This window comes from Agrobacterium pusense (assembly GCF_900102105.1).
In the GTDB taxonomy this organism is placed as follows: Bacteria; Pseudomonadota; Alphaproteobacteria; order Rhizobiales; family Rhizobiaceae; genus Agrobacterium; species Agrobacterium pusense.
The window spans coordinates 124,234-145,762 of record NZ_FNBB01000006.1 but is presented as its reverse complement, the minus strand read 5'-3'; the positions used below and the strand labels follow the sequence as shown (position 1 = coordinate 145,762).

The window sequence follows — 21,529 nt, the reverse complement described above, 5'->3', positions numbered from 1 at the left end:
GAAAGGTGAGACGGTTATGTTCAACTACACATTTCACTGGAATCAGGCGCTGAAGGCTTTGCCACAGCTTCTGGACGGTGCGGTGGTGACGCTGCAGATCGCCATCCTGTCGATGGTCATCGGCGTGTCCTGCGCCATCGTGCTCACGTTGTTCCGGCTTTCGGGCAACCGTATCCTCGGCGCCTTCGCCTCGGTCTGGGTGGAAATCGCCCGCAATACGCCTGCGCTGTTCCAGATCTACATGGCCCATTTCGGGCTCGGCAATTTCGGCATTCATCTGAGCCCCTATACCGCGCTTCTGGTTGGCATCGCCTTCAATAATGCCGGTTATCTCGCGGAAAATTTCCGTGGCGCGCTGAAGGCCATTCCGGATACGCAGACGCGTTCGGGCCGCTCGCTCGGCATGACCTCGATGCAGACCTTCAGGCTGATCATCCTGCCGCAGATGCTGCGGGTTGCCTTCCTGCCTGCCACCAACCAGATGGTCTGGGCAATTCTCATGACCTCGCTCGGCGTCACGGTCGGCATGAACACGGATCTCGCCGGTGTCACGCAGGCCTTGAACGCCCGTTCGTTCCGCACCTTCGAATTTTTCGCGCTCGCCGCGGTCATCTATTACGTGATCGCCAAGATCGTCACGCTCGCCGCCAGATTGCTGGCCGCGCGTCTGTTCCGTTACTGAGAGAGGTGAGCCATGTTTGAAACCGCTCTCACCTGGAGTGATCTCGCCTTCCTGGCCAAGGGTGCCGGCATGACACTTGCCGTCACCGCCGTCGCCGTCACGGCAGGCACCATCATGGGGATCATCTTCGGCGTTCTCCGCTTCCAGCTCGGGCCTTACTGGGCCCTGCCGCTCACCTTCGTTCTGGATGTCTTCCGTTCCGTGCCGCTGCTTATCCAGCTGGTTCTCGGCAATGCCTTCCAGTCGATCGCAAAGCTCGGCTGGCCACCCTTTACGACCTCCTGCGTGGTTCTGTCGCTTTATACCGCGGCCTATTGCACGGAAATCGTGCGTGGCGGCATCGAAGCGGTGCCCTCGAACACCCGCCGCGCCTGCCGGTCGCTCGGTATGACCTGGTCGCAGGACATGAGGTACATCGTTCTGCCGCTTGCCACGCGCGTGTCGCTGCCTGCCTGGATCGGCCTGACGCTGGGTGTCATGAAGGATTCAGCGCTCGTCCTTTGGCTCGGGCTCATTGAGCTTCTGCGTGCCTCGCAGATTCTCGTGACCCGCCTGCAGGAACCGCTGACCATCCTGATGATCTGCGGCGCCATCTACTTCCTTATCAGCTTCCCCATCGCCCGTTTTGGCGGGTATCTCGAAAGACGGTGGTCCCCCAATGATTGAGATCGAAAACGTCCGCAAATCCTTCGGCCCGCTGGAGGTTCTGAAAGGGATCAACCTCACCGTCAACAAGGGCGAGGTCGTCACCATCATCGGCGGCTCCGGTTCCGGCAAGTCGACGCTGCTCACCTGCATCAACGGCCTCGAGCCGATCGACAGCGGCAAGATCGTCATCGATGGCACCGAGGTGCATGCAAAGTCGACCGATCTCAACAAGCTGCGCCGCAAGGTCGGAATCGTCTTCCAGCAATGGAACGCCTTTCCGCATCTGACGGTGCTTGAAAACGTCATGCTGGCGCCGCGCAAGGTGCTCGGTATTTCGAAAGAGAAGGCCGAAGAAATTGCGGTCAAGCAATTGACCCACGTCGGCCTTGCCGAAAAGCTGAAGGTCTATCCGAACCGCATGTCAGGCGGCCAGCAGCAGCGTATGGCGATCGCCCGCGCGCTCGCCATGTCGCCGGAATACATGCTGTTCGATGAAGTTACCTCGGCGCTTGATCCGATGCTGGTCGGCGAGGTGCTCGACACGTTGAAGATGCTCGCGGATGAGGGCATGACGATGATCTGCGTCACGCACGAAATGGCTTTCGCCCGTGACGTCTCGAACCGCGTGGCCTTCTTCCATCAGGGCGTGATGGCCGAGATCGGCACGCCAGATCAGTTGTTCGGCGCACCACAGCATCCCGAGACGCAGAAGTTCCTGGCGAGCGTTCGGTAATGCCTGCAAATGATGTCATCGTCATCGGGGCCGGCGTTGTCGGCCTCTCGGCGGCAATCGCGGCGCAGGGCCGCGGTCTTTCGGTCACGGTGATCGACCGTGAGGGACCGGCGGCGGGCGCTTCGGCTGGCAACGCCGGCGCCTTCGCCTTCACCGATATCCTGCCGCTCGCGTCGCCCGGCATTCTCTGGAAGGCGCCGAAGTGGCTGCTCGATCCGCTTGGGCCGCTCAGCGTGCCGCCGGCCTATGCGCTGAAGATCGCGCCTTGGATGTTCCGGTTCTGGCGGGCCTGCGCCGCCTCGAAGGTGGAGCACTCAGCTGCAGCGCAGACGGCACTGATGGACCTTTCCAGGGCCGAACTGGAGCCGTTCCTCAAAAAAACCGACACCATTGCCATGCTACGCAAGGAAGGAAACCTCCAGGTCTATGAAAGCGATGCGGAATTCGAAGCGTCACTCGGGGGCTGGAAGGCGCGTGAGCGCCACGGTATCGAGTTCCGGCATCTGAACGCAGAGCAGATGGCCGAGATACAGCCCGGCATCGCACCGCGCTTCATCTGCGGCACGTTCACGCCTGGCTGGTATTCCATTGCCGATCCCAGGCTTTACACGCTGGCGCTGGCCGACCATTTTCGCACCATGGGCGGGCGTATCGAATGCCTCGATATCGCGTCGCTCCGGCCGTTGGAGGATGGGGTCGAGGTGGTTAGCCATGACGGCCGCACGCGCAAGGCAGGCCGGGTGGTACTGGCGGCAGGCGCCTTTTCGCACCGCATTGCCCGTTCGCTCGGGGAAAAAATTCCGCTGGAAACGGAACGGGGCTATAATACAACCCTGCCTTCAGGCGCATTCGATCTGCGGACGCAGGTGACCTTCGGCGGCCATGGTTTCGTCGTTACCCGGCTTTCCTCCGGCATCCGCGTCGGCGGTGCGGTCGAGTTGGGCGGGCTGGAGCTTCCGGCCAATTTTGCCCGATCCGAAGCGCTGCTGGCCAAGGCGAAAGCCTTCCTGCCGGGCCTGAAAACCGAAGGCGGCAAGCAGTGGATGGGCTTTCGCCCCTCGCTGCCGGACAGCCTGCCGGCCATTGGGCATGCGCGACACACGGCGCGGGTGGTCTACGCCTTTGGCCACGGACATCTGGGACTGACGCAATCTGCGGGTACGGCGCGCATCGTCGCCGACATTCTGACGGGGCAAAAAACCGCCATCGACACAAGCGCTTTTTCGCCGCAACGTTTCTAGAGGATTTCAGCTTTTCCCCGAAACGCAAAAATTCTCTAGCACTTTTTCACGCATTTACCGGGGCGCAAAGCGCGACGCGCTTTACTGGAAATGCCTTAGGGAGATTTTCGATGTCTTCTGCCGTTCCGCAAGCCCGCAGCATTCTTACCGGTGCGGCCGAAGGCCCCCTGATCGCCACGACGGAAGCGCTGAGTTTCTGGGGCGGTGTCGATCCCGCCACCGGCAGGGTGATCGACGTGCATCACCCGCTGCACGGCGTCAGTCTAACCGGCGGCGTGCTCTTCATGCCGACCAGCCGGGGCTCGTGCACCGGGTCTGGCGTTCTGCTCGACCTTATTCTAACGGGCCGGGCGCCATCCGCTCTCGTTTTCTGCGAGGCGGAGGATGTGCTGACCTTGGGCGCACTTGTCGCGGCGGAAATGTTCGAGCGGGCGCTGCCGGTCGTCCGTCTCGACCCCGAAAGTTTTGCCCGCTTTTCCCGCGCGACCCATGTTCGCATCGATGAAAACAGCATCGAGGCCGATGGCCTTTCGCTTGCCATAGCGCATCCCGCGACTGCCCGTCTCGATCTGACGGGTGACGACCGCGCTATGCTGGAAGGGCGCGACGGCATCGCCGTGCGCCAGGCCATGCGCATCATCGTCGCCATGGCAGCCCAGCAGGGCGCTTCCGCGCTCGTTAATGTCACACAGTGCCATATTGACGGCTGCATCTATGCCAGCCCCGCCAATCTCACTTTCGCGGAAAAAATGGCTGAGATGGGTGGCAAGGTCCGGGTGCCGACGACCATGAACGCCATCTCGGTGGACAAGGCTAACTGGCGGGCACAGGGCGTGCCGGATGATTTCGGCGATCCGGCGGCGAGACTGGCGGATGCTTATGTGCGCATGGGCTGTCGGCCCACCTTCACCTGTTCGCCTTACCTGCTCGACAGCGCGCCGGGCGCGGGTGAATCGATTGCCTGGGCGGAATCGAACGCGGTGATTTTTGCCAATACGGTGCTTGGTGCACGCACTGCCAAACATCCCGATTTCCTCGATCTATGTATCGCGATGACGGGCAGGGCGCCGCTTTCGGGTGTTTACCTGGAGGAAAATCGCCGGCCGCAGCGCATCGTGGACGTGATGCTGCCGCAAGGGATAGACGATGCGTTCTGGCCGCTCGTCGGTTATCTCGCCGGCAAGGCTGCCCCCGATTGCATACCGCTGCTGCGCGGACTTGGGGCTGCGAAACCCTCGCGGGATGATTTGAAAGCGCTCTGCGCTGCCTTCGGCACCACCTCCGCAGCGCCCATGCTGCATATAGAGGGCGTTACGCCGGAAGCCGGTATCGCGCCTCTGGAAACGGCCGACACGGTCGGCATTTCGCTTGCCGATATGGCGGCCGGGTGGTCGCTGCTGAACGAGGGACCGGAGGAGGTGCAACTGGTCGCCATCGGTAGTCCCCACGCGTCGCTGGAGGAGTGCCGCGCCCTTGCGGCCGTTTTCAACGGTCGCAAGCGCCATGCGGATGTCGCCGTCATCGTCACAGCCGGCCAGCAGGTCATCGATGCAGCTGCCCACGACGGCACGTTGAAAAGCCTGAAGGATAGCGGTGTACAGGTACTGCCTGACCTCTGCTGGTGTTCTATTTCCGAGCCGGTCTTCCCGACGAAGACGCGCGCCTTGATGACCAATTCCGGCAAATACGCCCATTACGGACCCGGCCTCAGCGGCCGCGCGGTGCGCTTCGGCAGCCTTGCCGATTGCGTCGAGAGCGCGTTGACCGGCCGTGCCGCTTCCCGTCTTCCCGCCTGGCTTTCCTGAGGAGAATTCAATGCGCAGTATTAAGACCGTTCATGTCATTTCCGCCCATGCGGAAGGCGAGGTGGGGGATGTGATTGTCGGTGGCGTCAAGCCGCCACCAGGCGAAACGATCTGGGAACAGAGCCGTTTCATCGCCCGTGATGAGACGCTGCGCAACTTCGTGCTGAATGAGCCGCGCGGCGGCGTATTCCGCCACGTCAATCTGCTGGTGCCGCCGAAACATCCTGATGCGGATGCCGCCTTCATCATCATGGAGCCGGAGGATACGCCGCCCATGTCCGGCTCTAACTCCATCTGCGTGTCCACCGTCCTTCTCGATGGCGGTATCGTGCCGATGCAGGAGCCGGAAACCCATATGCTGCTGGAAGCTCCCGGCGGGCTGGTGAAGGTGCGGGCCGAATGCCGCAACGGCAAGGCCGAGCGTATTTTCGTGCAGAACCTGCCAAGCTTCGCCGCGAAGCTTGATGCCGAACTCGAGGTCGAAGGCCTTGGAAAGCTCAAAGTGGATACGGCCTACGGCGGCGACAGTTTCGTCATCGTCGATGCCGAAGCAATGGGCTTCAGCCTGAAACCGGAAGAGGCGCACGAGATTGCCCGCCTCGGCGTGCGCATCACCAACGCCGCCAACAAGGCTCTGGGTTTCGATCATCCCGAAAACCCGGACTGGCGGCATTTTTCCTTCTGCCTGTTCGCCGGCAAGGTGGAACGCACGGCCGAAGGCCTGCGGGCAGGGGCGGCCGTCGCCATCCAGCCGGGCAAGGTGGACCGCTCCCCCACCGGCACGGCGCTTTCGGCCCGTATGGCCGTGCTGTATGCACGCGGCGAAATGAAGGAAGGGGAAACGCTGACGGCGGTGTCGCTGATCGGCTCGACCTTCACAGGCCGTATCCTCGGGACCACAACAGTCGGCGACCGCCCGGCCATCCTGCCGGAAATATCCGGCCGCGGCTGGATCACCGGAATACACCAGCACATGCTCGATCCGTCGGATCCATGGCCGGAAGGGTATCGGCTGACGGATACCTGGGGTGCGAGGTAAGAGCGTTACAGGTCACTCGGGTGGAATGGTGAGTACGCCACAGCGGTACCGCATCTTTCTTCTCCCCGGCGGGGAGAAGAAAGATGCGGTAGCCGCTCGTTCCAACAGGGCTAAAGCTTCACCGGCCCAACCGCTTCGTCGTCTCCCGCACGATAAGCTGGAAGCCGACATCCACCCGCGCACCCTCGGGAACAGCGGCATCCTTTTCTGCCTCCAATATCGAAAGCAGCAACTCGCCCGCTTTGCGGCCGATCATCTGTGCGTCGACCCGTATCGTTGAAATCGCCGGATAGCATTGTCTGCCAATATCAAAATCACCGAAGCCGAGAATGGAAATCTGGTCTGGTACATGAATGCCGCGGCGATGACATTCCATCAGCGCACCGACAGCGGAAATATCCGACACGGCGAAGATGGCTTCGACATCGGGCGCCTTGGCCAACAGGGAGCCCAGCGTTTTCGCGCCGTGATCGTATGAGACCGGCGCGCTGCCCTCGCGGATGATGAGATCATCGGCGATGCCGGCTTCGCGCAGCGCCGCCCCGAAACCGAGCAGGCGGCTTTCGCCGCGCCAGTCCTTAACGTCGCCATCGGCTCGGGAGCCAAGTGCGCCTATGCGCGTGAATCCAAGCGATATCAGGTGTTTGGCGGCGGTTCTTCCCACTTCGTAATTGGAAAAGCCGACCGCATGGTCGATCGGATGTTCGGGTACGTCCCAGATTTCAACGATCGGGATACCGGCGCGCATCAACACTTCGCTTGCCATCTTGGTATGAACCGTGCCGGCGACGACAATCGCGTCGGGACGGCGCTCCATCATGGTGCGGATGACGCGCTCTTCTTCCTGCAGGTCGTACATGGTGTAACCGATCAGCAATTGGTAATCGGCGGCGCGTAGCGCATTGGCGAGGCCTTGAGCGCTGTCGGCGAAGTTTGAGTTGGTGAGAGTCGGCAGGATGGCGGTGATGAAATTGGTGCGGCGAGAAGAAAGCGAACCGGCGATTCGGTCAGGCACATAACCAAGCTTCTCAATGGCCTTCATCACCTTTTGGCGCGTCTCTTCCGACACCAGGGCAGGATCGGCCAGCACCCGCGAAACGGTCATCTTGGAGACGCCCGCGAGTTTCGAGACGTCGCTCATGGTAGCTTTTTTTGACGTGACTAACGCTGCGGCCAAGGGCGTGCGCTCCACCAAAGCATGTCTCCCCAGTTACAATCCGGCTGAATGAAGACCGGTTCACGACAAGACATACACGAAGATACCAAGGGAAAGCACGCCGTATGATTGCAGATCAATGCGACGTGCACCGGATTTACGCGACGCGGCTATAGACCAGATGGTAGAAACGCCCGTCACACATGCTCATCATCTCATCCGTCAGTACCCGGCCTTCCAGCCGGACCGGCGAGACCAGTGCTTCCTCCACGGCCTCCATCGACGGATAGTCGATTTCCTGCACCATGATGATCTGGGCCGCGTCCGGGTCCGTGCGCTCCGTACGCATCACTCGCACCGCCTGCGCATTCGGCATGCGCTTCCAGACAGGCAGTAATTTTTCCTCGACGATGCGAAAAAACTCCTCCTCCCGGCCTGCGTGAATCCTGCCTTCGAAAATTGCCGAGCGTGTGTACATGTTTCCTCCCGAAATGAATGCCGATCGAAACAGTTCTGTAGATCGGACTTGCAATGATACCGATAACATGCATTATTGATCCTGCCAAGAACGTGAAGCGATGTCGAAGAGAGGAAAATCGATAATCGTGCTAACTGATTGAATGTCATAAGAAGTTCATCTGGTTCTGTGTTTTCACAGTTTCTTGGGAGGAGTTTTTAGTCAAGCGCCTAGAAATGTTATCGAGAACATTTTTCGGTTTGCGAAGGCCGCTGTTCTGCATGGGGCAGCTATTATTTGGGTTGGAGGAGAAACCATGAGCATATCCAGATTTCTGAAAAACATGACCGTTGCTGTTGGCGTTGCCGCAGCTTCGCTTGCGGCTACAACGTCCGCCCATGCCGTCTCGCTCAGCGAGATCACGGCGCGCGGCAAGGTCAAGATCGGTGTCCTCACGGGCGCGCCGCCGATGGGCATGGTGGATGAAAAGGGCAACCCTTCCGGTTATGACGTCGATGTTGCCAATCTCATCGGTTCCTACCTGTCGCTGCCGGTGGAACTGGTGCCGCTGACGCCTCCAGCGCGTATTCCGGCCCTTCAGACCGGCAAGGTCGATTTCCTCGTTGCGACGCTTGCGCCGACCGGCGAACGCGCCAAGACTGTGATGTTCACGCAGCCATACAGCGCCTTCAACATGGATATCATCTCCGGCAAGGACCAGAAATTCGAAAATCTCGACAGCCTCAAGGGCAAGCGCGTGTCGGTCAACCGCGGTTCCTCACAGGAAACCGCGCTGCGCAAGGCCAACGTCGAAGGTCTCGAAATCGTCGTTTACGAAGACGATTCCACCAGCGCCCAAGCTTTGCTTGCGGGTCAGGTGGATGCCGTCGCCCTGCCGTCCACGGTTGGTGAAGCAATCATCAAGCAGCGCCCGGAAGCCGGTCTCCAGGTCGGGTTCACCTTCTTCCAGCAGGGCAATTCCATGGCGACCAAGCTTGAGGATTTCGAGCTGCGCCAGTGGCTGAACACCTCCATTTACCTGATGAAGATGTCCGGCGATCTCGACCGCATCTCGGTCAAATGGACCGGTCGCCCGCTGCCGCAATTGCCAAGCTTCTGATTGAGCCTTTCAACGCGCCCGCCGGGAATACGTTCGGCGGGCCGGGAAATGTCAACGGAGTGACGCATGTCCTATACATTCCAATTCGGCGCGCTCGCCCAATATCAGGATGAAATTCTGAACGGCATATGGCTGACGATCAAACTGTCGGTCCTCTCCATCGTGCTCGGCTGCGCTTTCGGCATTCTTCTCGCTTCATTGCGCTCCATCAATGGTGGCATCGTCCGCATCATCGTGGATGCTTATGTCGAAGTCATCCGCAACACGCCGTTCCTCGTGCAGCTTTTCATCGTCTATTTCGGCCTGCCGGGTCTCGGCTTTCGCGTCGGGGCGGATACGGCGGCGCTGATCGGCATGACGATCAATCTTGCCGCCTATTCGACGGAGATCATCCGCGCCGGCATCGAGGCGGTGCACAAGTCGCAGATCGAGGCGGGTGAGGCTCTGGGCTTCACCAAGTACCAGATTTATCGTCACGTCATTATCGTGCCCGCCATTGCCAAGGTCTATCCATCCCTCTGCAGCCAGTTCGTGCTGATGATGCTGGCATCGAGCATATGCTCGGCCATCTCCACCCATGAGCTTGCCGCCGCTGCAGCCTTCGTGGAATCGCAGACCTATCGCTCCTTCGAGGTCTACATCGTCGTCACGCTCATCTATCTGGTGCTGGCGCTCAGCCTGCGGCTCATCCTTGCCCTTGTCGGCATGTGGCTGTTCGGTCGCCGCGTGGCCCGCAAGACGATGACCGCTTTGCCGGAGGTGCAGTCATGACCCTTAGAACTTTCGGCTGGAACGAATTCGGCTTTCTGCTGACCGCCCTGCAATGGACCGTGCTTCTGACGATCATTGCGCTAATCGGCGGCGGTATCGTCGGCTTCTTCGTGGCGCTCGCCCGCACCTCGAATTTCAAGGCGCTGCGCATTGCCGCCGGCACCTACATTCAGGTGATCCAGGGCATTCCGGTGCTGATGATCCTGTTCCTGTCCTATTACGGCCTCAGCCTTGCCGGGCTGGAACTGCCGCCACTTTTTGCCGCCGGCGCGTCGATGACCATCTATACGTCAGGTTATCTCGCGGAAATCTGGCGCGGTTGCATCCAGGCGGTGCCGAAACAGCAATGGGAAGCGTCGGAGTCGCTCGCTCTCACCCGGGCCCAGCAATATCGCTACGTCATCCTGCCGCAGGCGATCCGAATTTCGCTACCGCCGACCGTCGGTTTTGCCGTCCAGGTCGTCAAGAACACGTCCATCGCATCGATCATCGGTTTCGTCGAACTGGCAAGAGCGGGGCAGCTCATCAACAATGCCACGTTCCAGCCGTTCCGCGTCTTCGTCGCGGTGGCCATTCTTTATTTCATCGTCTGCTACCCGTTATCCCAGCTGTCGCGTTGGCTGGAAAGGAGGCTTCATGCCGGAAGTAATCGTTGAAAACGTTCACAAGAGCTTTGGCGCTCTGGAAGTCCTCAAAGGCGTGTCGCTGACGGTCGGCCGTGGTGAAGTCTTCGCCCTCATCGGCCGCTCGGGCTCGGGCAAGAGCACGCTTCTGCGTTGCATGAACGGGCTGGAAAAGATCAATTCCGGCCGCATCGAAATCGCCGGTCATGCGATCGGCGAAGACGCCAAGGCCCTGCGGAAGCTGCGCACCGATGTCGGCATCGTGTTCCAGAGCTATAATCTGTTCCCGCATCTGACGGTGGGTGAAAACATCATGCTTGCGCCGCGCATCGTCAAGGACGTGGCAAAATCGGAAACCAAGGATATCGCTCGTGAGGTTCTGCAGCTCGTCGGTCTTTCGGAGAAATTCGATTCCTATCCGGACCAGCTGTCCGGCGGCCAGCAGCAGCGTGTGGCGATTGCCCGCTCGCTTGCCATGCGGCCGAAGGTAATGCTGTTCGACGAGGTGACGTCTGCGCTCGATCCGGAACTCACCGAAGAAGTGCTGACTGTCATGGAAAACCTCGCCAGAGACGGCATGACCATGATCCTGGTGACCCATGAGATGGCCTTTGCGCGGCGCGTGGCGACCGAAACGATCTTCATGCACAAGGGCAAGATCTGGGAACAGGGCCGCTCGTCCGAACTCTTCGCCAATCCGCAAACGCCGGAACTCCGGCAATTCGTCAAGGCCGATGTAAAGTAGTTCACCGGCACAAAGGAAAATCCATGACCACTGAAATCGTGCAGCTGTGCCCGCTCATCCCGGCACTGGAGGAAGAACTTGCGCAGCGCTTCACCGTGCATCGCCTGTTCGAAGTGTCAGACAGGGCCGCTTTCCTCGCTGAAAAAGGCGGCGCGATCCGCGGCGTCGTCACCGGCGGTCATATCGGCCTGCCGGTGGATATTGGTGCAGCGTTACCAAAGCTTGAAATCGTTGCCATCAACGGCGTCGGCTTCGACAAGGTTGATCTGGCTGAAGCGAAGCGGCGCGGCTTTCGTGTTTCCAATACGCCTGACGTGTTGACGGCCGATGTCGCGGATCTTGCTCTCGGCCTTATTCTGGCGCAGGCACGCAGGCTGCCGCAGGCAGACCAATATGTCCGCACCGGGCAATGGCTGAAGGGCGACATGGGCCTTTCCACCCGCGTGGCCGGTCGTCGCTATGGCATATTCGGTTTCGGCCGCATCGGTCAGGCGATTGCCAGGAGGCTCGAAGGTTTCGATGCGCATATCTCCTACACCGCGAGAAATCGTCGCGATGTCGCCTATGATTATTATGACAGCATCGAAGCTCTGGCCGCTAATTGTGACGTGCTGATCATCGCCGCAGCGGCCACCGCCGAAACGCGTCATATCGTCAATGCCGAGGTTCTGAACGCGCTTGGCCCGCAGGGTGTGCTTGTCAACGTGGCTCGCGGCTCGTTGGTGGATGAGAAGGCGCTCATTGAGGCACTTTCGAATGGCGTGATCGCAGGTGCTGCGCTTGATGTCTTCGAGGATGAACCGCGTGTGCCGGAAGCGCTGTTTGCTTTCGAAACCGTCACGCTCGCCCCACATATCGGCAGCGGCACGCATCAGACGCGACGGGCCATGGCAGAACTCGTTCTTGCCAATCTCGACGCGCATTTTGCCGGCAGGGAGCTGCCGACGCCGGTGGTGTGACGGGCCTTGCTGGATGCCGGAATTCTTGCGGCGCGGCTTCTATCCGCGCCGTTTCCCTGAGACAGGCGCTATTTCATCGCCGCAAGCGTACAGACGGCCACCGGCCACCCTATCTCCGCCCCTCGTTCATATTTATATAATATGTATAATCCTACTATTCTGCTCTCTTATAAAGTGATGAGGCGGATAGGTGCGTTCCAAGGGCCCGAAGACACCCGTGCAGAACCGGATATCGCGAAAAAAGCGCGAAACAGGGCCGTCTGCCTCTACCCCAACAGATGAAAATAGTAATCCATCCGACCGGCATGTGTTGTTGGAAGCGATGATCGACCACGTCCCGGATTTTATCTATGCCAAGGATCTGGAAGGTCGTTTCCTGTTTGCGAACCGCGCAATCGTCAAGGAAAATGGTTTTGACACGGTGGAGGAGCTGATTGGCCTCACCGATTACGATATTCACGGCGAAGCAGCACGGCGGGCGGGCATTCCCGACACCGAGGCACGGGTGATGCGCACGGGAGAACCGGATCTCGGTTACGAAGAGCGGGCCATGCGCGGCGATATCGACCGCTGGCTGATGATGTCGCGCGTGCCGCTGCGGGACAAGTCCGGCAACATCATCGGGGTGGTCGGCGCTTCTAGGGACATAACCCAGAAAAAGGCTTCCGAAAGGCTGCTGCAGACGCAGGCGCGCATTCTCGAAATGATTGTCGCGGCGGCGCGTATCGAGGATTTCCTGGAGGAATTCGTCAAGGCGATTGAAAATCTCGCCACAGGGCTTGCCTGTGCCGTACGGGTGTTCGACGCCGCTACGGGTGAACCTTCGGTTTATGCATCGCCGGCACTCGCTCCGCATGCGGGGCTGACGGCGCTGATTTCCTCGGTTAGCGATCCTGACATCATCACTTCCCCTGCCGATAACACGGCCTTCAGCTTCGATATTCCCGCCAGCGACGGCAAGGCGCACGGTTTTGTCTGGTGCATGCTCGCGGCCCGCCAGCCAGATCCGGCACTGGTGGAATTTATCGGTGCGGCTGCACGCATGGCGGGGCTCGCGATCGACCGCAAACGTGCTGCCGAACATATCGCCTTTCTGGCCGATCACGACATGCTGACCCGGCTCCCCAATCGCCGTTTTCTCGATACACGACTGCCGGAAGTTCTTGCGGCGGCGGCAAAAGCCAGGCGGACGATCGCCGTCTGCTTCCTCGACCTCGACAATTTCAAGCAGATCAACGACACGCTGGGCCACAGCGTCGGCGATGCGCTGCTTTCGAAGACGGCGGCGCGCATTGCAGGGAGCCTCGGTCGGAACGATCTCGTGTTGCGGGTGGGCGGGGATGAGTTCGTTGTCATTCTGGAGAAGCAGCCGGACGGTTTCGAATCCCGGCTTCAAGGCATCCAGGCTGCGGTCTCACAGCCGCTGCGCATCGGCAATTATGATATCAAGGCGACATCCAGCATCGGCGTGGCGTTTTTTCCGGAACATGGGGAAACCACGGCGGAGATCGTCGCCGCTGCCGATCTTGCCATGTATCAGGCGAAACATAATGGTCGGGACGGTATCGCCACCTTCTCGCCGCGCATGGCAGACGATTTGCGAAAGAAGGTCACGCGTATCGAGGAATTGCGCAGGGCCGTGGAACGGGATGAATTCATCCTGCATTTCCAGCCGCAGGTCGATCTACTTACCGGCGGAATCAGTGGGGTGGAGGCGCTGGTGCGCTGGCAGCACCCGGCGGAGGGACTGCTTGGGCCTGCGGAATTCATCGGCCTTGCGGAAGAAACCGGCCTCATCGTGGAGCTTGGGGAGAGCATTCTGAAAAAAGCGTGCCGTCAGGCGCGAGACTGGATGGCTGCTGGATTGTCGCCTCTCAAAATGGCAGTCAATATCTCCCCCCGGCAGTTCCAGGCCGGTTTGGCGGACCAGATCAGTTCGGTGCTGAAGGAAACCGGCCTTGCACCTTCGCTGCTGGAAATCGAGATTACCGAGACGCTCATCATTCAGGATGTCGACACGTCAGTGCGCATCATGCGCGCCATCAAGCAGATGGGCGTCAGCCTGGCACTGGATGACTTCGGCATCGGCTATTCCTGTCTTGGCATGCTCAAGACATTCCCTCTCTCGTGCATGAAGATCGACCGCTCGTTCCTCACGCATCTGCCGGCAAAAACCAAAGACAGCGCCATTGTTTCGATCATGATCCAGCTTGCCGGTTCACTGGGCATCGATGTCATTGCCGAAGGCGTGGAAACGGCCGAGCAGGCTGACTTTCTGCGCGCTGCCGGTTGTCCCTACGGGCAAGGTTACTATTTCGGCCGCCCCGTGGCGGCTGGCGAGATCGAGGGCATGCTGAAGGCGATGCCCACATTTGCAACCGGTTCTTCCAGCCAACCGCTGTAATCGCCGATCCACCGCCCGCTGCGTCATCCGAACGGAATTGAAGCACCACGCGCGAGTTTCGGGTCGGGTATCGCCGCCTTGCGCACTCACTGCACCAGCCTCGGCTATTGTCACATCACCGTTGTTATTCAAGGTGAGCTTTTGGGCTCCTGCCGCAGCAATATTGTTACTACTCTCGTCATATTAGAATATTATCGTAAATTAAATATCCAATAAATCTTATTTTCCCGATGTACATAAGCGTATTTTTATATTTTAAACTTTATATTTGTTGTAATATTACTACGCATTGTGATTGCGTCATCGTGTTGTATTTTAAATCCGGAGATTTGAATTGCGACTCCCCCGCGATTTCTGTCATTTGCTGATCAGCGCAGGGAAGCGGGCGGCAGGGAAAAGACCAGCCCACAAATTTGCGCATTCGTTGAAAAATTTTTGACTGGAGATTACAAATGAACATCAAGAGCCTTTTGATCGGCTCCGCTGCGGCTCTCGCAGCAGTATCCGGCGCACAGGCCGCTGACGCCATCGTCGCCGCTGAGCCCGAGCCCATGGAATATGTTCGCGTCTGCGATGCTTTTGGCACCGGCTTCTTTTACATCCCCGGCACCGAAACCTGCCTGAAGTTCGACGGTTACGTTCGTTTCCAGACGGACTTCGGTCGCAACCAGTCCGGTACATCTGACTGGGACTCTTTCACCCGCGCCCAGTTCAACATTGACACCCGCACCGACACCGAACTCGGCGCCCTGCGTGGCTACATCGGTCTGCGCGGTCAGGCCGACAACGATACTGACCGCAACTTCGTTCTTGATCAGGCTTTCATCGAACTCAGCGGCCTGAAAGTCGGTTTCTACTACAACTGGTGGGACGACGGTCTCTCCGGTGAGTATGACCAGCTCAGCTCCAACCGCACCCGTCTGAACGCTATCCGTTACACCTACGACGCCGGCTCATTCTACGTCGGTGCCGCTGTTGAAGAGCTCGAAGGTTCGCGTAAGGGCACTTCCGAACTCGGCGTTACGAAGGGCGGCAAGTTCCAGACCAGCACGAACGATGTTGGCATCAGCGCCATCATCGGCGCAAAGATCGGCGGCGTTAAGGCCAACCTGCTTGGCGGTTACGACACGAACCAGGAAAACGGTGCAATCCGTGCGATCATCACGGCTGACATCGGTCCGGGCACGCTCGGCATCTCCGGTGCTTGGGCTTCCGGCGCCAACTACTACTACGAAGAGTCCGAGTGGACTGTTGCTGCTGAATACGCCATCAAGGCAACTGACAAGCTGACCATCACCCCCGGCTTCCAGTATTTCGGCACGATCGACATCGGCGCTAACAACGACTTCGTTGGCAGCCGCGATGCATGGCGCGCTGGCGTCGCTGCTGGTTACAAGATCACCTCTGGTCTTTCCACCAAGGTTGCGGTGACCTATCAGGACGTCGATGGAAAGAAGGGCGTAAACGGTGGTGGCGACAGCTGGACCGGTTTCGTTCGTCTCGAGCGTTCGTTCTAACAGAGCCTGACAAAGAGCATAACCGGGTTAGACAACTCAGATCCACCCCGTTTCTTGAACGGGTGAGTGCTAGCTCCAGTCAAAGTTCCTGACATGATGTCAGGTTTGCTCCCCGGCCCTCTCCTGGCCGGGGAGTCTTTGTCGTGATCTTGGCAAGAAGTGCCAGGGGACCTTGCCGACCCCAGTCGATTAGTGATCCCGAGTCGATTTGTGATCCTGAACAGGCCCTTGGTCGGCGGCGCGGAATCTCGCATCTGCCGGCGGACGGGGAGGGAGCACGGGTTCGTCGAACGTGCGCAGCAGGCAGCCCCAGCCCGGATCGTGCATGTGTGCTTTCAGACCCGCCCGTTCTGCCAGTGCCATGGCTTCCTGTTGGCCGAAGGAAATGGCGGCGTCTACATCTGATGTCAGTACCCGGCCATTTTCCATCAGCAATTTACCGTCCACGAAGACGGTATCGACATCGCTGCCAAGAACCTGATGGACCAGACGGTGGACCGGCATCCACATGGGCATGAGATGCGGCTTCCGCATGTCGATGATGACGACGTCAGCCTTCTTGCCGATCTCGAGCGAACCGATCTCGTCCTCCATGCCGATAGCGTGGGCGGCATCGATCGTGATCATCTCTAAGATCTTGCCCGGCGGAAGCAGGTAGCGGTCGTGATTGTGCAGGAGATGTTGCGTAAATTGCGCGAGGCGCGCCGTCTGCAACATGTCGAAATGGCGGCTTGGAGCTGCGCCATCGGTGGTGATGGCGACACGAATCCCTTTTGACATCATTTCCATGATGGGAGTTGCGCGGCCCGGCGGCGCATGGGTCACGCGTGTGCCGGTCTCGGCCAGTATGTCTATTTCGTCGTGGGAGATACCCCAGCAATGCTGAAGGTGAATGTCAGGGCCAAGCAGGGCATTTTCCTTGTCCTGAAACGCCATGCGGATTTGCCCGGCAAAGGCGTCGGAATGAAGCCTGACACCGGTCTTGCGCGCCATCTCGCGTATCCGGCGGGCCTGCATTCTGTCACCCTCTGTCAGTTTCACTGCCTGGTCCGGCGTCGATGCATTGGAGGGTTCGACCGACGGTGCGATGGTGAAAGGCGTCAGGAAAACGCTGATGCGGCCATCGGCGCTGCCGTGCAATGCTTCGATCACCGCTTCGCTGCCATCCATCATCTCGTCGAAGCTAACGTCGCGACGTTCCGGTAGACCGCTCTCCCACCGTGTGACCGGATGAGGCCATGGGAGGCCTGACGGCCCGACGCAGATGATTTCGCGAAGGCCGAGTTCGCTATAGGCGCGAGCGTGGTTGGTGGCGAAGACGGGGTCATCCGCGCGTGGCATCGAAGTGATGATGCTGGCCGCGGTCGTCACCCCGGCGCGCAGCCGTTCAATGCCGGAAATCAGCCCGTCGGCATACCAGTAGTCGCGGGTGACGTAGTGGTAATAGGTCGCCGTGATGATTTTCATCCACATCGCATTGGTGTCCGCTGCGATGCTGCGAAGAAGGGCGTGGCCCGCGTGGCCATGGGCATCGATCAGGCCAGGAATGAGAAGCTTTCCCCTGCAGTCGATAACCACCTTATCACTGTGGCGGGGGTCAAGTTCATCCACAGTGCCGATGTCGACAATCCTGTCGCCTTCTATCGCCAGTGCCCCGTTCTCAATGATACGCCGCTCCTTGTCGACCGTAACGATCGTTCCGTGCCGCAGCTGAAAGCCTGTCATATTCTCTCCTCCCTCGCTTAAACTCGTATTCAAAAACTTGCGATTTTGAGTACGATAATTGTCAACAATATTATTGACAATAAGCCTCGGCGAAACAATACTCCTTCTGCCTGACCGGACCCGTGCCGGTTTCCAACGATCAATAAAAAGGGGGGATCAAATGTCCCGTATCAGAAGTTTTGTCCTGGCGGCCATGGCTGCTGCCGCCATTGCCGTTCCCGCCAGCGCGGAGACCCTTCGCTGGGGTGGTCGCGCCGATCTCTATTCGCTCGATCCCTATTCGGTTCCGTCCACATCCAACCTCGCTTTTCTCAATCATATCTACGAGGGTCTCGTCCGCTACGGACCGGACTTCCAGATCGAGCCGGCACTCGCCACCGAGTGGAAGCTGATTGATGGAAAGACCTGGCGCTTTACCCTTCGCAAGGGCGTGAAATTTCATGACGGCGCAGACTTCACCGCCGATGATGTCGTCGCATCCTTTACTCGCGCTTCGGACGCGACATCGCCGCTGCGAGGAAATATTCCGATTTTCGCCGGCGTTAAAAAGGTTGATGACTACACGGTCGACCTCGATGTCAACGCACCGACTTCTCTCTTTCTGAACGACATAACCAATATCTTCATTTTTAACGCCAAGTGGTTGAAAGATAACAATAGCGAGAAGCCTACCGACTTCGCGTCGAAGGTCGATGGCTACACCACCATGCACACCAATGGCACAGGCCCGTTCAAGCTCGAAAGCCGCGTTCCCGACAGCAAGACTGTTCTCGTTGCCAATGAAGGCTGGTGGGACCAGAAGAAGCACAATCTCGACCGCATCGAATTCGTGCCGATCGCATCTGCGGCAACACGCGTCGCGGCACTGCTGTCAGGTGAAATCGACCTGATCGACTCCGCCCCGATCCAGGATTTGCCGCGTCTGGAATCCTCGCCCAATATCACGGTCAAGAAGCGCACCGAGCTTCGCACGCTTTTCATTGGCTTCAACCGCCGCGAAAAACTGGAAAACGGTCAGCCGAACCCCTTTAATGATCTGCGCGTTCGTCAGGCCTTCGAAGCCTCCATCGATCGTGACCTGATCAACAAAAAAGTCATGCGTGGTCTTGCAAGGCCGTCCGGCTCGCTGATCGCACCTGAAATCGCTGGTTATGCCAAATCGCTGGACACGTTCGAGCCGGCCGATCCGGCCAAGGCGCAGAAGCTGCTTGCCGATGCGGGCATGAAGAACCTTGCCTTCACCTATACCTGCATGAATGACGAGAGCGTAAACGAAGAGGATATCTGCTCGGGCGTTGCCAACATGTTGAAGCGCGGCGGTTTCCAGCCGACCATCGATATTGCGCCACGTTCCGTGCAGTCACCCAAGCGCAATGGCGGCAAGGCTGACGTCTTCAACCTCAGCTGGGCAAACGAGCCGACTCTTGACGCCTTCTCGATGCTGTCGCAGATCCTCTCGACCCGCAAGGGCGCGATGGGCGTCTCCAACTATGGCGGCTGGTCCAATCCCGAGATCGACAAGCTTGTTGCGCAGGCGGCGCAGGAGCAGGACAATACGAAACGCCTGGCGCTCGAAGAAGCTGCGCTGAAATTCGCCAAGGACGAGACCATGCTCGTTCCGCTGCATCAGCAGCCGATTGCGTGGGCTATGCTGGCCAAGGTCAAAAGCGTCGACTTCCGCGCCGACAACAAGCCACGCCATTGGCTGACCCAGCTCGACAAATAAGACGGACAGCAAGCGAGGCGCCGGTCACTGGACCGAGCGCCCTGACTGTTTCAGCAGATATTCGAGCACGCGCCAGTTCGTTTGACTGAATGTGAAGCCGAACGAAGCTGCGTCAAAATTGTCGACAAAGTTGCATCGTGTTCGTGGTTCTTGCAGCCCGCGCAACCTTTGCCCCATCTCTGGAAGAGAATGATCGAACCTGAAAGCCTGCGCGGCTCAGGCTCGCGTCCGAGAGGTAACAATGCTGGTATTCATCATCAAGCGTTTGGGAAATGCCGTGCTGGTCATGCTTTCCGTTGCGCTTATCGCCTTTCTCATCTTTCGGCTGGCGGGTGATCCCGTCGAGCTGATGGTCGGCGAACAGACGTCGCAGGAGGATCGCGCAGCGCTCCGTGAGCGGCTCGGCCTCAATGACAGCCTGCCGACCCAATATCTGCGGTTCGTCAAAGACGCGGCGGAGGGCAATTTCGGCGTTTCCTACCGCAACGGCCAGCAGGTGCTACCGCTGATCGCGGAAAGGTTCCCCGCGACCCTTGAGCTGGTGCTGGTTGCCACCGTGATCTCTCTGGTCGTCGGCCTGCCTCTGGGTGTTCTGACGGCGATCCGGCGCGGGAAGTGGTACACAGAAGGTCTGCAGTTCCTGTCGATCGTCGGGGTTTCCCTGCCAAGCTTCGTTGTCGGCATTCTTCTCATTCTTGTCTTTTCCGTTTCCCTCGGCTGGGCACCGGCCTTCGGCCGTGGCGATGTCGTTCAGCTGGGCTGGTGGTCAACCGGGCTTTTGACCTCGTCCGGGCGTGCTGCGCTCATTCTTCCGGCTATCGCGCTTTCGCTTTATCAGATCACCCTCGTCATGCGTCTGGTGCGGGCTGAAATGCTTGAAGTTCTGCGGTCCGATTTCGTGAAGTTCGCACGGGCACGTGGCATTCCGCGCTGGCGGATCTACTTCCGTCATGCGCTGCGCAACTGTCTGATGCCGGTGGTGACACTGACGACGATGAATGTGGGTTCGCTCATCGCCTTCGCGCTCATCACGGAAACGGTGTTTCAGTGGCCGGGCATGGGCATGCTGTTCATTCAGGCGGTCACCTTCCTCGATATCCCCGTCATGGCGGCCTATCTCTGCATCATCTCCTTCATCTTCGTTGTCCTCAACACGTTCGTCGATATCGCCTATGCGGTCATCGATCCGCGTCTGCGCACCGCGCGCTGACCGAAGGGAGCCAGTTTCATGACAGACCTTTCGCAAACGGAAAAACCCGCCCGTCGGTCACTTTTCAGCCGCATGCGCGATAGCGATCTCTACTGGTCGTTCAGCCGCAGTAAATCGGCCAAGATCAGCGCGCTCATCCTGACAATCCTCATCCTCGCAGCTGTCTTCGCGCCGTGGATTGCGCCCCAGAATCCCTATGACGGTGCATCGCTGGACATGTGGAAGGCCGAGCTTCCGCCGATCTGGCAGGAGGGCGGCGAATGGCCGTTTCTGCTTGGAACAGATACGCAGGGACGCGACATGCTCTCGGCCATTCTCTACGGCACACGCATCTCCATCGTCATCGGTGTCGCCTCCGTGCTGCTTTCGCTCGTCATCGGCATGACGGCAGGTCTGGTGGCGGGGTACTTCGGCGGTTTTGCCGATGGCCTCCTGATGCGCATCGGTGACATCACGCTCTCGATCCCGACCATTCTGGTTGCGATCCTCGTATCGACAGTCGTGCGGCAAATGCTGCCCGACAATCTGCGTGAGGTCGGCGCATCCGCCGTGCTCATTCTCGCCATCGCGCTCTCCGCCTGGGTGCAATATGCCCGCACGGTGCGCGCCCAGGCCATCGTTGAAACCGGCAAGGACTATGTTCAGGCCGCTAAGCTGATCGGCGTGCCCGCCCGCCGCATCATGGCGGCGCATATCCTCCCTAATACGCTAACGCCGATCATGGTTGCCGCCACGCTGAATTTCGGCATGGCGATCCTGACGGAAGCGACGCTGTCCTTCCTTGGCATTGGCATGCCACCAAGCCAGCCGTCGCTCGGCACGCTGATCCGTATCGGCAACCAGTTCCTGTTCTCCGGCTCCTGGTGGATCGTGCTGTTCCCTGTCTTCCAACTCTGCCTGCTCGTCGTCACCGTCAACCTTCTGGGTGACTGGCTGCGCGATGCGCTCAATCCGAAACTGAGGTGAGC

Annotated in this window: 19 protein-coding genes; 16 read left to right on the top strand and 3 right to left on the bottom strand. The window is 59.3% G+C overall.

Translation table 11 applies throughout. The annotated features are described in order from the left end of the window. Nucleotides 1-16: 16 nt before the first annotated feature. The 6 genes from BLU28_RS15630 to BLU28_RS15605 all read left to right on the top strand — a co-directional run bounded on the left by BLU28_RS15630 (nt 17) and on the right by BLU28_RS15605 (nt 6,148). Entirely contained in the window at nt 17-682 is a 666-nt protein-coding gene (locus tag BLU28_RS15630) for an amino acid ABC transporter permease (protein WP_004444628.1), read from the top strand. 12 nt (nt 683-694) lie between these two features. After that, nucleotides 695-1,348, top strand: a complete 654-nt coding sequence (locus tag BLU28_RS15625) for an amino acid ABC transporter permease (RefSeq protein WP_006700301.1) — start codon at nt 695-697, stop codon at nt 1,346-1,348. Then, nucleotides 1,341-2,063, top strand: coding sequence for an amino acid ABC transporter ATP-binding protein (locus tag BLU28_RS15620; RefSeq protein ID WP_004444624.1), 723 nt, complete (start codon nt 1,341-1,343; stop codon nt 2,061-2,063). The genes BLU28_RS15625 and BLU28_RS15620 overlap by 8 nt, the downstream gene beginning before the upstream one ends. Further along, nucleotides 2,063-3,304 (top strand): NAD(P)/FAD-dependent oxidoreductase, encoded by a 1,242-nt coding sequence (locus BLU28_RS15615; protein ID WP_077987564.1) that lies wholly within the window; start codon nt 2,063-2,065, stop codon nt 3,302-3,304. Before BLU28_RS15620 ends, BLU28_RS15615 begins: the two co-directional genes overlap by 1 nt. A 110-nt stretch (nt 3,305-3,414) precedes the next feature. Then, the gene (gene lhpI, locus BLU28_RS15610; RefSeq protein ID WP_077987565.1) at nt 3,415-5,109 is read left to right on the top strand and encodes a cis-3-hydroxy-L-proline dehydratase; all 1,695 of its coding nucleotides are present in this window, start codon (nt 3,415-3,417) and stop codon (nt 5,107-5,109) included. 10 nt (nt 5,110-5,119) lie between these two features. Then, nucleotides 5,120-6,148: a trans-3-hydroxy-L-proline dehydratase gene (locus tag BLU28_RS15605; RefSeq protein ID WP_077987566.1), complete on the top strand. Its 1,029-nt coding sequence runs from the start codon at nt 5,120-5,122 to the stop codon at nt 6,146-6,148. Nucleotides 6,149-6,266: 118 nt separating this feature from the next. Here the strand turns inward: BLU28_RS15605 and BLU28_RS15600 are convergent, their stop codons facing one another. After that, entirely contained in the window at nt 6,267-7,289 is a 1,023-nt protein-coding gene (locus tag BLU28_RS15600) for a LacI family DNA-binding transcriptional regulator (RefSeq protein ID WP_006700305.1), read from the bottom strand. Between the two features lie 172 nt (nt 7,290-7,461). After that, on the bottom strand, nt 7,462-7,782 hold the full coding sequence (locus tag BLU28_RS15595; protein ID WP_006700306.1) for a hypothetical protein: 321 nt from the start codon (nt 7,780-7,782) through the stop codon (nt 7,462-7,464). Nucleotides 7,783-8,077: 295 nt separating this feature from the next. Here BLU28_RS15595 and BLU28_RS15590 point away from each other — a divergent pair, with 295 nt between their 5' ends. The 7 genes from BLU28_RS15590 (at nt 8,078) to BLU28_RS15560 (ending at nt 15,900) form a co-directional block, all read left to right on the top strand. Next, complete coding sequence (locus tag BLU28_RS15590; protein WP_004444612.1) at nt 8,078-8,881, top strand: transporter substrate-binding domain-containing protein; 804 nt, start codon at nt 8,078-8,080, stop codon at nt 8,879-8,881. A gap of 66 nt (nt 8,882-8,947) precedes the next feature. Then, nucleotides 8,948-9,652, top strand: a complete 705-nt coding sequence (locus BLU28_RS15585; RefSeq protein WP_077987567.1) for an amino acid ABC transporter permease — start codon at nt 8,948-8,950, stop codon at nt 9,650-9,652. After that, on the top strand, nt 9,649-10,308 hold the full coding sequence (locus BLU28_RS15580) for an amino acid ABC transporter permease (RefSeq protein ID WP_044458914.1): 660 nt from the start codon (nt 9,649-9,651) through the stop codon (nt 10,306-10,308). Before BLU28_RS15585 ends, BLU28_RS15580 begins: the two co-directional genes overlap by 4 nt. Continuing rightward, nucleotides 10,289-11,020, top strand: coding sequence for an amino acid ABC transporter ATP-binding protein (locus tag BLU28_RS15575; protein ID WP_004444596.1), 732 nt, complete (start codon nt 10,289-10,291; stop codon nt 11,018-11,020). Before BLU28_RS15580 ends, BLU28_RS15575 begins: the two co-directional genes overlap by 20 nt. A 23-nt stretch (nt 11,021-11,043) precedes the next feature. Next, nucleotides 11,044-11,979, top strand: coding sequence for a 2-hydroxyacid dehydrogenase (locus tag BLU28_RS15570; protein ID WP_077987569.1), 936 nt, complete (start codon nt 11,044-11,046; stop codon nt 11,977-11,979). A gap of 229 nt (nt 11,980-12,208) precedes the next feature. Beyond that, nucleotides 12,209-14,383, top strand: coding sequence for a putative bifunctional diguanylate cyclase/phosphodiesterase (locus tag BLU28_RS15565; RefSeq protein WP_077987598.1), 2,175 nt, complete (start codon nt 12,209-12,211; stop codon nt 14,381-14,383). Nucleotides 14,384-14,835: 452 nt separating this feature from the next. Beyond that, on the top strand, nt 14,836-15,900 hold the full coding sequence (locus BLU28_RS15560; protein ID WP_092651341.1) for a porin: 1,065 nt from the start codon (nt 14,836-14,838) through the stop codon (nt 15,898-15,900). A gap of 189 nt (nt 15,901-16,089) precedes the next feature. On the opposite strand, the gene BLU28_RS15555 is transcribed toward BLU28_RS15560, so the two are convergent. After that, nucleotides 16,090-17,625 (bottom strand): amidohydrolase family protein, encoded by a 1,536-nt coding sequence (locus BLU28_RS15555; RefSeq protein WP_077987570.1) that lies wholly within the window; start codon nt 17,623-17,625, stop codon nt 16,090-16,092. A gap of 160 nt (nt 17,626-17,785) precedes the next feature. Between BLU28_RS15555 and BLU28_RS15550 the strand changes: the two genes are divergently transcribed. The 3 genes from BLU28_RS15550 (at nt 17,786) to BLU28_RS15540 (ending at nt 21,527) form a co-directional block, all read left to right on the top strand. Next, nucleotides 17,786-19,351: an ABC transporter substrate-binding protein gene (locus BLU28_RS15550; protein WP_077987571.1), complete on the top strand. Its 1,566-nt coding sequence runs from the start codon at nt 17,786-17,788 to the stop codon at nt 19,349-19,351. Nucleotides 19,352-19,592: 241 nt separating this feature from the next. Further along, nucleotides 19,593-20,561: an ABC transporter permease gene (locus BLU28_RS15545; RefSeq protein ID WP_004444583.1), complete on the top strand. Its 969-nt coding sequence runs from the start codon at nt 19,593-19,595 to the stop codon at nt 20,559-20,561. 18 nt (nt 20,562-20,579) lie between these two features. After that, nucleotides 20,580-21,527: an ABC transporter permease gene (locus BLU28_RS15540; RefSeq protein ID WP_006700311.1), complete on the top strand. Its 948-nt coding sequence runs from the start codon at nt 20,580-20,582 to the stop codon at nt 21,525-21,527. Nucleotides 21,528-21,529: the final 2 nt, after the last annotated feature.